The sequence below is a fragment of the Micromonospora sp. NPDC005197 genome, assembly GCF_040608295.1.
Classification (GTDB): Bacteria; Actinomycetota; Actinomycetes; order Mycobacteriales; family Micromonosporaceae; genus Micromonospora.
The window spans coordinates 1-9,060 of the sequence record NZ_JBEXHY010000175.1 but is presented as its reverse complement, the minus strand read 5'-3'; the positions used below and the strand labels follow the sequence as shown (position 1 = coordinate 9,060).

At 74.5% G+C, this 9,060-nt stretch carries 10 protein-coding genes and 1 pseudogene; all 11 read right to left on the bottom strand.

Going from position 1 to position 9,060, the window contains the following annotated elements; genetic code table 11:
* Positions 1-871, bottom strand: a pseudogene (locus ABZU46_RS29445) (putative baseplate assembly protein); the annotation flags it as partial.
* On the bottom strand, positions 868-1,299 hold the full coding sequence (locus ABZU46_RS29440) for a GPW/gp25 family protein (RefSeq protein ID WP_354862851.1): 432 nt from the start codon (positions 1,297-1,299) through the stop codon (positions 868-870). The pseudogene ABZU46_RS29445 and the gene ABZU46_RS29440, both read right to left, overlap by 4 nt.
* Positions 1,296-1,634 (bottom strand): hypothetical protein, encoded by a 339-nt coding sequence (locus ABZU46_RS29435; RefSeq protein WP_354862849.1) that lies wholly within the window; start codon positions 1,632-1,634, stop codon positions 1,296-1,298. Before ABZU46_RS29435 ends, ABZU46_RS29440 begins: the two co-directional genes overlap by 4 nt.
* A complete protein-coding gene (locus ABZU46_RS29430; RefSeq protein WP_354862847.1) occupies positions 1,634-3,226 on the bottom strand; it encodes a contractile injection system protein, VgrG/Pvc8 family in 1,593 nt (530 codons plus the stop codon). Before ABZU46_RS29430 ends, ABZU46_RS29435 begins: the two co-directional genes overlap by 1 nt.
* Positions 3,223-4,125, bottom strand: a complete 903-nt coding sequence (locus tag ABZU46_RS29425; protein ID WP_354862845.1) for a hypothetical protein — start codon at positions 4,123-4,125, stop codon at positions 3,223-3,225. Before ABZU46_RS29425 ends, ABZU46_RS29430 begins: the two co-directional genes overlap by 4 nt.
* Entirely contained in the window at positions 4,125-4,256 is a 132-nt protein-coding gene (locus ABZU46_RS29420) for a hypothetical protein (protein WP_354862844.1), read from the bottom strand. The genes ABZU46_RS29425 and ABZU46_RS29420 overlap by 1 nt, the downstream gene beginning before the upstream one ends.
* 1,234 nt (positions 4,257-5,490) lie before the next feature.
* A complete protein-coding gene (locus ABZU46_RS29415) occupies positions 5,491-5,973 on the bottom strand; it encodes a phage tail protein (RefSeq protein ID WP_354862842.1) in 483 nt (160 codons plus the stop codon).
* 3 nt (positions 5,974-5,976) lie between these two features.
* Positions 5,977-7,212, bottom strand: coding sequence for a phage tail sheath subtilisin-like domain-containing protein (locus tag ABZU46_RS29410; protein WP_354862840.1), 1,236 nt, complete (start codon positions 7,210-7,212; stop codon positions 5,977-5,979).
* 23 nt (positions 7,213-7,235) lie between these two features.
* Positions 7,236-7,934 (bottom strand): carboxypeptidase-like regulatory domain-containing protein, encoded by a 699-nt coding sequence (locus tag ABZU46_RS29405; RefSeq protein WP_354862839.1) that lies wholly within the window; start codon positions 7,932-7,934, stop codon positions 7,236-7,238.
* Positions 7,931-8,539 (bottom strand): glycine zipper family protein, encoded by a 609-nt coding sequence (locus ABZU46_RS29400; RefSeq protein WP_354862837.1) that lies wholly within the window; start codon positions 8,537-8,539, stop codon positions 7,931-7,933. The genes ABZU46_RS29405 and ABZU46_RS29400 overlap by 4 nt, the downstream gene beginning before the upstream one ends.
* A gap of 11 nt (positions 8,540-8,550) precedes the next feature.
* Positions 8,551-9,060: hypothetical protein (locus tag ABZU46_RS29395; protein ID WP_354862835.1), on the bottom strand; the 510-nt coding region annotated here is incomplete at its 5' end.

The window sequence follows — 9,060 nt, the reverse complement described above, 5'->3', positions numbered from 1 at the left end:
GTCCGACCGGCAACGTGGCGGCCGGCACGCTGACCAGCCTGCGCGATCCACTACCCGGGGTACGGGTCGACAACCCCGCGCCCGCGGCCGGCGGCACGGCCGCCACCGTCACCGCCCCGCCCGGCCCGGCGGCCTCGCCCGCACCGGCGGGCGGTCGCAGGTCGAGGGCCGGGGCGAAGGTGACGGTGCCCGAGCAGCGGTCGACGAGGTACGCCTTGGCCTGCGGACCGAGCCCGGCGAAACTGTCCACCGGCTGCCAGATCTCGAACGTGCGGCCGTCGTGCTCGCGGGCTGCCACCCCCAGCTCCACCGAGCCGGCCGGCACCTCCACCCCGAGCAGCAGGTCCAGCGGCTCGCCGGTGTGGGTGAGGGGAGCGTGCGCCGCCCGGAGCACCTGGCCGGGCTGGCCGGTGCCGACACCCAGCAGCTCCGCCTCGACGGGCTCGCAGTGGTGCATGCGGACCGTCACCGACGCTTCCCCGGCCGCCAGCAGGGCCGGTTCGGTGGTGACGAACAGGACCGGTCGGGGATCGGCGCCGCGCGCCGCCGCGACCCGCAGGCCGGCCGGGATCCGCACCGCGCCCCGGTCGGTGCCGGCGCGGGTGAACACGACGTCCGCCCAGGCCGCGGTGGGCGCGTGCCGCGCCACCCCGAGCAGGTTCAGAAACGAGACGTACGCCTTCTCCGGCAACTGGTTCAGCCGGTAGATCATCACTTCGGTGAGGTGCGCGAACGCCTCCACCAGCGCCATGCCCGGGTCGTGCGCCGACAGGTCGGTCCAGGCGGGGCAGGACTGTTGGATCCGCTCGCGGGCCTCGGTGACGAGGTCGAGAAACCCACGGTCGTCCAGGTGCGGCACGGGCAGCGTCATGACTGTCCTCCCGGTTCATCGTCGGCGGGGAGCAGGTCCACGGAGAACACCAGCTGCCCGGGTGTCAGGCTGGCCCGCACCCGGTAGTCCAGCCGGATCACCAGCCGCCACGCGTCGTCCGGGTCCGGGCCGGCGTCGGTGTCGATGACCTCCACCCGGGGCTCCCAGCGGGCGATGGCCTGCCGGACGTAGTGGATGGCCAGCCCGGCCGTCGTGTCGTCGTTGGGCGCGAAGACCAGCCGGTGCAGCCGGGAGCCGTACCCGGGTCGCATCAGCCGCTCGCCCGGCGTCGTGGACAACAACAGGAACAGCGCCTGGCGTACGCTCTCGTCGCCCTCGGTCATGGCCAGGCCGCCGGCCGCGGTGAGCGCCAGCCCGCCGCCCCGGCCGGCGTCGAAGCCCGCGCCGACGAAACGGAACGCCCTCATCGGTCCGCCCCCAGGAACTGCTGGCGCGGGTCGCGGACGGTGTGGTGGACCGCTCCCGGCGGTGTGCCGTCGGTGAACCCCTCCAGGTGCGAGAGCACCACCCGGTGCCCGTCGACGCGCAGCCAGTCGCTGTAGCCGACCCGGACGGTCAGCGTCTTCGCGCACGGCTTGATGGTCGGGCCGTAGTTCGGGCAGGCGATGATCTTTCGTCCCTCCGGGTCGTCGTCCACAAGCACCGGCACGGCGGTGACGGTCACCCAGAGCTGCGAGGGCTGGTTCTCGACCCGGCCGTCGTGGTCGCAGGTGATCACCGAGTCGCGGTGGATCCAGCGCATCAGCCGCCTCCTTCGTGATGGGCGCGAGCGAGCGAACGGGCCTGCTGCGCCGCGGTGGTCGCGTCCTCGGGCGCCTCGGCGTGCAGGAAGTCCACGCTGCGGGCGCGGACCACCATGGCCCGGCCCGGCGCGGAGATCACCAGGTCGCTCGCCGCGTGCAGGGTGGCCAGGTCGGGGGTGAGTTCCAGCCAACTGCCGCCCTCGGTGGCGAGCCGCAGGCTGCGCTGGACGTCGTCCACGACGATCGACTGCCCGCCGGCGGTCCGCAGGGACCAGCGGCGGGACTTCCCGTCGTCGACACCCGCGTCGTACGGCTCGACGGCGCCGAACAGCGAGCCCAGCACGACGCCCGAGGCGGGCTCGCCACCGGGCAGCACCACCAGCACGGTGTCGTCCGGATCGGGGAGCGCCACCAGGCCCTTGCCGCGTCCCGCACCGGGACAGAGCACGCCGAGCCAGCCGGCGTCCAGGTCCCCGTACGCCGGCAGGGTCAGCCGCACCCGGCCCAACCCGTCGGGGTCGGCCACGTCGGTGACGGTGCCCAGGGTGACCACCGCGCCGCCCGCCGTCGTGGGGGCAGCGGGCGGTGGCACGGTGGAGAAGCGGGTCAGGTGCCCGTCGCCGTCCACGGTGTGCACCACCTCGGTCAGCACGTACGCCCCGGCGAGCGGGTCGGGCACACCCGTCAGGTCGATCCGCCGGCCCGGCCGCAGCGCCGGATCGCCCTCGGCCAGCCCTTCGGCGGTGGCCAGCGCGGCGGCGCGCAGGTCCAGTCGCGCCTGGGCCAGGGCCGCCAACTCGTCGTCGCTGCGCCCCGGCTGGTCGACGGCGGTGCGTACCCCGTCCGCCCCGACGTCGGCCGGGTCCGGCCGGTCACCGGCCGGTCGGCCGCAGCGCGCCTCGTCGGCCTGCTGGCTGATCGGCTCGGCCCGCTGCGGATGCCAACCCAGCGCGGCGCTGGCGCCGCTGGCCTGGTCGGCGTTGGTGGACAGTCGCAGGGTGTGCACACCCGCGCCCAACCTCAGCGCGACGGGCTCCCCGTAGCCGGCGAGGGTGATCAGCCGGACATCGTCGCCGTCGGCGGCCAGGTGCAGCCCGGCCCGGCCGGTGACCTCCCGGAGCAGCTCCAGGTCGCTGTGCCGGTGCTGAAGCAGCCGTTCCAGTCGCGGCCCGTCGCTCTCCGCCGTCACGGTCAGCCCCACCTCGCCGCACAGCTCACGGGCCAGCTCCGCCGCCGTCACCGAGGTGAAGACCCGCAGGTCCTGCCGCTTGCGCAGGCGGTGCAGCGCGTCGTACGCCCGCAGGCGCAGCACGGCCGCGCCGTCGGCGGCGTACTCGACCTCCACCGCGGTGACCTCACCGGTGAACAGCGCGTCGGGATGATCGGCGAGCCGCACGTCGAGGGTCGTGCCCGGCCGCGCCGCCGGGTCGAGAGCGCCGCCCCCGGCGGCGGTGGCGAGCACCAGCTCGGCCTGGGTCGGCTGGTCGAGCCGGGCGGCCACCCGCAGCGAGCGGACCCGCTGGCGGGCCGCGGCGTTCAGTTCCACGCCGTCCAGCGAAACGGTCAGCGCGCGGGGCGCGACGCTGGTCATGGCGTACTCCCCGAGCCGGTGCCGAGCGGCGTGCTGTCCGGGTTGGTGCTGGCGGGCGTCGTGCCGGTCGGCGTGGCCCAGCTCGCGGTGGCGATCGAGGCGCCCACGAACGACGCGCCGGCGCCCACCGCGCCGGCCACCGCCCGCGCCATCCCGGCCAGCGTCGACTCCGGCCCGCCACCGCCCGAGGCGCTGGTGGGGACCGCGAGGGTCGTGCCGGCGGGTACCGCGAGCGGGTCGGTGATCCGGTTGTGCTCGGCCAGCAACCGCCACCGCAGCGGCGACCCGAGCGCGTCGTTGGCAAGCAGGTCGAAGCGCACCCCGGACTGACCCGGTTCGGCGGCACCGTCACCGGCGGCGACCACGGCGCTGCCCGGGGCGGCCGCCGGGGTGCTCACCGCGGCCAGCTCCTCGGCGAATCCCGCCTGCGCCTGGTCGGCCGTCTCGGCGGCCCGGACCAGCTTCAGCCGCAGCCAGGAGCGCCGCGGCGAGCCCGTGCCGGTGAACGCGTCGAACCGCTCGGCCACCGCGATGATCACGCCGGGCACGTTCCAGGTCTTACCCCAGACCAGCCGGACCAGCGGCGGACGCAGCCACCCGTGCTCGGCGGTGGAGTTCTCGGCCAGCATCCACAGCGGCCGGGTGAGCACCCGTACGTCGGTGGGGCGGACCTGGGCCTGGACGAAGTCGACGTCGAACAGCAGGTCGAGCACCAGCTCCGTACGGCCGCCGCCGGTGAAGACCAGCGGGTCGTCGGCCAGTCCGGACCCGGTGAGCTGCCCGCCGCCCGCGCCCCGATGACGTACGCCGGCGAGCCGGGTCACCTGCACGGTCTCCGGGTTGAGCAGGCAGTCCACCCGCTCCCCGGAGGAGTCGATGAGGAAGGCGACGCGTTCCATCAGCCGCCCGCCTGTTCCCGATCCAGGCGGTCCACGTGACCGGCGTCGAGCGCCGCCCCGGGCACCGTCCACAGCGGAGTGTCGTCCGGCAGTTCCGGCCACGGGTCGACGGCCGTCGACGCTGGGAACATCGTGCCGACCGACCATTGCCCGGAACTCGGTTCGCGTTGATCGCGGTGGCTGCGGTCGGGCTCGGCGGGCCGTGTGGCCCGTACGTCGCCCTGCTGTGCGCGATCGTCCGGTAGGGCGGGCCACAACCCGCTGCCAGCGCCGCCCCTCGCCATCCCGCCGACGGCGGTGGGGGCGGTAGTGGATCGTGGCTGGAAGGGGCCCCTGGAGGGGCCGAATTCCTCGACGATCGCGGGCGGGGAGCCGCGCCGGGTAGCCAGCGGCGAGGCGGCGGGCACGCCTGCCCGGGTCGGGACGCGTGCGTCGGTGGTCGGGGTGTCACGTCGTGCCGGTCCCACCGGTCCCACCGGTGCGGCCGCCGTGGCCGTCCGGGTCGCCGCGCCCCGCCACGATGACGGGCGCGAGGGCCAACGATCCAGTATCCGGCCGGACCAGCGCCGATTCGCCAGCGAGGACGCCGCTTCCCCGCCGTGCCCGCCCGACACGTGGGTGGCGGCGTCGGAATCGCCACCAGGGCTGACGCCGCCGATTCCCGAGCCGCCCGGTCGACCGTCCGGGCCGGCGTCGGGCACCCGACCCGACCTCCCATCCCGGCCCGAGGGCCGCCATCCGTCCGGTCTCCCGTCCGCCCTCACCGCACCCGTCCGGCCGAGGACGTCTGACCCGCCCGTCCCGGCGACGCCGGCTGTCCCGGCGAGACCGGCTGTCCGGCCGAGGCCGTCTCTCCCGCCGAGGCCGGCCGTCCTGCTGAGGCCGTGGCCGTCGGGTGCACCGGGGCCGCCTACCGTGCTCGGGCCGTCCGTCGCGCCGAGGTCGTCCGCCGTACCGGTCGCCCGGACGCCGCGTGCGTCGTCGTCGGGTTGGGCGGCCGGGCCGCGAGCGCGGCGGCCGGCCCGCTCGGCGAGGCGCCGGTCCTTCTCATCGGCAGAGCCGGTTCCTTCCACGACCTCGTAAGGGTGAGCCTGAGCGGACGACGGCAGGCCATCTTCTCTCCGGCCGTCCTGCCGGTCGTCGCGGCCCGGCGTCTGCTCGACGCCGCCAGGGGTCGCGTCGAGGTCCAGTTCGCGCAGCAGGCCGGGGGCATGTGCGGCGACCAGGTTCAGCCAGTGCTGGGGCGGCTCCCCGAGACGACGTGGCACCTGCGCCGGAGGCGCCGGGGGTACGCCGGTGTTCTCGACGAGTCCGGCGAGGCGCTGCACCGCGCCGGCCGCGGAGCGGAGCCGACCGGCCAGCCAGCTACGCGGGCGTCGGCGCGGCGGCACCGCCGGTCTCCAACTCCAGGCCCTCGTAGCGCAGCGTCAGCGAGGCGATGGCGATCTCGTGGCTGACCGTGTTGAGGTGCGCCCCGCGCCACCGGGTGGGCCAGGCGTCGATCAGGTTCCAGCGCAGCACCTCGGCGGTGCCCGCGGAGTCCAGCAGCACCACCGACACGTTGCGGCGGTTGAGGGTGCCCTGGGCGGTGGCGTTCACCCAGTCCCACAGCTCGCGGGACGCGGTGAGGCCGAAGTGCAGGGTCACCGGCTCGTACTCGGCCTGGCCGGGGACCATCCGCGTCGGTCCGGGGCCGTGCTCGCGGTACGGCTGCCCGGGGATGTTCACCTCCAGTCCGCTCATCTCGGTGAAGTGGCCGTTGGTGACGCCGTTGATGAGGAGCCGGAAGTTGTACGCCCGGTACGGGTCGACCGGGGCGCCCGGCTGCGGGGTGGCTGTGGTGGGCATGTGTCAGCCTCCGATCGTCTCGGTCTCGGTGCCGCCGGCCCACTGGCTCAACTTGAACACCACGAATTCGGCGGGCTTGACGACGGCGATGCCGATGTGGGCGATCACCATGCCGGCGTCGCGGACGTCCACCGGGTTGGTCTCCTCGTCGCACTTGACGAAGAACGCCTCCTCGGGGCTGCGCCCGAGCAGCGCGCCGTCGCGCCACACCCGGGTGAGGAACGCCCCGATGTCGCGCCGGATCGAGCGCCAGAGGGTGAAGTCGTTCGGCTCGAAGACCATCCAGCGGGTGCCGTTGGCGATGGCCTGCTCGATGGCGATGCTGAGCCGCCGTACGTTGAGGTAGCGCCACTCGCTGGCCTCGGCGGCGAGCGTACGGGCGCCCCAGACGCGGATGCCCTCGCCGGCGAAGTAGCGGATCACGTTGACGCCCTTGGGGTTGAGCACGTCGTGCTCCGGGCGGGTGACCAGGTAGCCGAGGTTGACCGCGCCGCGCACGGGTTCGTTGGCTGGCGCCTTGTGCACGCCCCGCAGGGCGTCGGTGCGGGCCCAGATGCCGGCGAGGTGCCCGCTCGGCGGGGTGAGTTCCAACTCCCCGCTGATCGGGTCGCGTACCTCGATCCACGGGTAGTAGAACGCGCCGAACTCGGACTGCCGGGGCCGGTACGCCGGTCCCTCGCCGCCGCCGGACCCACCGGGTGCCGCGCTGCCGGCTGCGCCCTCGGCGGGCTTGGGCGGCTTGCCGGACGACGGGGTGGCGACCCGGGTCAGCGCGGAGATGTCGTCGATGTCCGGGGCCGGGTCGCAGATCGCCACCATGGTGCGGGTGCGCTCGGCCATGCTGAGCAGCGCCTCGTGGGACACCACGTCGGAAAAGCCCGGAGCGGCGATGATGGAGATCTCGTCGATGGCCTCCAGCAGTTGCAGACCGCCGCGTCGCTGGCCGGTGCCGGTGATGGCGCCGCCCTCGCCGACGTTGACCACCCAGCAGCGGGCGCCCCCGTTGTCCAGGAAACCGAAGACGGCCCGGGCCAGTGGGGTGCTCTCGACCTGGTTCCCGTCGGCGAAGAGCCGCAGGAACTCGGTCCAGTTGTTGACCGGTACCGCCTTGCCCAGGTGGGCGCCGCGGTTCGGGGCGACGCCGACGAACGCGGCGATGCTGGTGCTCGCCGGTCCGATCGGTCGGGCGCCGCTGGGGACCTCCTCGACGTAGATGCCGGGGGAGAAGTAGCTGGGCATCGGTCCTCCTGTGCGGGTGGGCGTCAGTGGGTCGGTGGTGCGCAGACGATGACGATGTCGTCCTCGCCGGCGTCGACGTCGGCGGTGAGCACGAGACCGCGCCCGCTGAGCCGCAGCCGTACCGGGCCGGGGTGTTCGGGGTCGTGCGGGACCCCGGCGATCAGGAACCGGCCGTCGGGGCCGGTGCGGGTCGCGGACGCGGTGCCGGGCAGTTCGACGCGCATGGCGGCGAGCGGCTGGTCCGCGGGGCCGACCACCCGGCCGGCGAGGGTGCGCATCGACAGCTGGCGCAGCCGTAGCGGTTGCAGGACCGGCGGCGCGGCCGGCGTCGGGTGGTCCACCTGCGTGGGCACGTCGATCAGCAGCGCCGGTCGGGGCGCGGCGTCGAACGCGTTCCACAGCGCGGCGTCGCCGGCCTCCAGCACCAGCGGGTAGCTGCCGTCGCTGGTCGCGGCGGTGAGCACCCGGTCCAGGACGGCCAGCCCGGCCGGCCCGGCCACGCAGAGCAGGTAGCGGACCGTGAACCGGTACGGCTCTCGGACCGCGCCGCTGGAGCGCGTCTGCCGGGCCGGGCGCAGTTCGAGGGGCCACAGGGTCAGCCCGTCGGCGTCGACGCCCGTGTGGGGCGGGCCGATCGGGACGGGTTGCCCCGCCACGCCGGTCAGCCATGCGGCCAGCTCGGCGGTGGCCGTCTCGATCGGTCCGCGCCCGTCGGTGGTCATCGCGGCGGCGTCCCCTGGATCCGGTACGCGATGGCCTCGTTCCACACGTGCGGATAGACGCCGATCTCGAAGTAGCGGGTGAACCGGTTGATCGGCGCGTTGGTGTGGTCGTGGTAGAGCAGCCAGACCGGCGCGATGGTGAACAGCACGTAGTTCGCCAGCACCAGCGGGATGTAGAGCGGGCCGAGCAGCCGCGCCTGGAAGATGTGCACGTCCTCGTGGCGCTGGATGCCGGAGCTGGAGCCGGCGCAGACGGTGCCGATGGTGGTGGCGTAGCGGGGTGAGACGCCCTCCACCACGCTGACCCGGCCGCTGCCCGCCGAGGTGGGCCGGTCCAGCGAGTGCCCGAAGATCAGGTGCACGGCCAGGTAGATGGCCCCGACGATCGTGTTGAGCAGGCTCCACGTGTGGTCGACGACGAAGAGGAAGATGCCGCGGGCGTCCGGCGCGTACACCCCGGCGGAGGTGACCGCCCAGCCGAACGCCGCGCCGATGAGCAGGCCCACGACGGCGCCGATGAGCAGGCCGACCGGGCCGCCGGCCAGGAGGCCGAGGACGGCGCCGAGACCCACCTGGATCGCCGCGCTGAGAATTCCGAAGATCATGACGTCACTCCTCAGACCCACGAGCGGAAGACACGGGGCTCGCGACCGCTCGCGAGCTGGGTGGGCGTCGCCTGCCGGTTGCCGGGCGGGAACTGGTTGACGCCGAGCGCGGCGGAGAAGATCACCAGCGCGTTGAAGAACGCGATGACCCACTTCTCGCCGCCGGCGTCGTCGGCGAAGGCCGCGGTCAGGTAGGACAGCAGCAGCGCGATGGCGATGGCGATCCACTTGCGGAGCTTGTCGCCGCTCGGGCCGATGAGCCCGCCGATGACGTTGGTGGCCAGCAGGGTGGCGGCGCTCGCGCCGGCGATGGTCCCCAGGGCGGCCCAGGTGAAGAGATCGTTCACGGCGATCCCCCTTTTCTGCGATGGTGCGACCGGGATGTGGTGGTGGTGAGGGCCGGTGCTCCGCGGGGGAGCACCGGCGCCGGTCGCCGTCGTCGCGGGCGGCCGGGGCCGGACGTGGCCGGCGGGGCCGGCCACCGGATGGATCAGCCGGGCCCGGGAGCGCCGGCGGGCGGG

What these genes read in the sequence shown, in the direction of transcription:
- ABZU46_RS29440 (WP_354862851.1), bottom strand. Translation starts at nt 1,299, where the DNA reads ATGAGGGCGTTCCGTTTCGTCGGCGCGGGCTTCGACGCCGGCCGGGGC.
- ABZU46_RS29435 (WP_354862849.1), bottom strand. Translation starts at nt 1,634, where the DNA reads ATGCGCTGGATCCACCGCGACTCGGTGATCACCTGCGACCACGACGGC.
- ABZU46_RS29430 (WP_354862847.1), bottom strand. Translation starts at nt 3,226, where the DNA reads ATGACCAGCGTCGCGCCCCGCGCGCTGACCGTTTCGCTGGACGGCGTG.
- ABZU46_RS29425 (WP_354862845.1), bottom strand. Translation starts at nt 4,125, where the DNA reads ATGGAACGCGTCGCCTTCCTCATCGACTCCTCCGGGGAGCGGGTGGAC.
- ABZU46_RS29420 (WP_354862844.1), bottom strand. Translation starts at nt 4,256, where the DNA reads ATGTTCCCAGCGTCGACGGCCGTCGACCCGTGGCCGGAACTGCCGGAC.
- ABZU46_RS29415 (WP_354862842.1), bottom strand. Translation starts at nt 5,973, where the DNA reads ATGCCCACCACAGCCACCCCGCAGCCGGGCGCCCCGGTCGACCCGTAC.
- ABZU46_RS29410 (WP_354862840.1), bottom strand. Translation starts at nt 7,212, where the DNA reads ATGCCCAGCTACTTCTCCCCCGGCATCTACGTCGAGGAGGTCCCCAGC.
- ABZU46_RS29405 (WP_354862839.1), bottom strand. Translation starts at nt 7,934, where the DNA reads ATGACCACCGACGGGCGCGGACCGATCGAGACGGCCACCGCCGAGCTG.
- ABZU46_RS29400 (WP_354862837.1), bottom strand. Translation starts at nt 8,539, where the DNA reads ATGATCTTCGGAATTCTCAGCGCGGCGATCCAGGTGGGTCTCGGCGCC.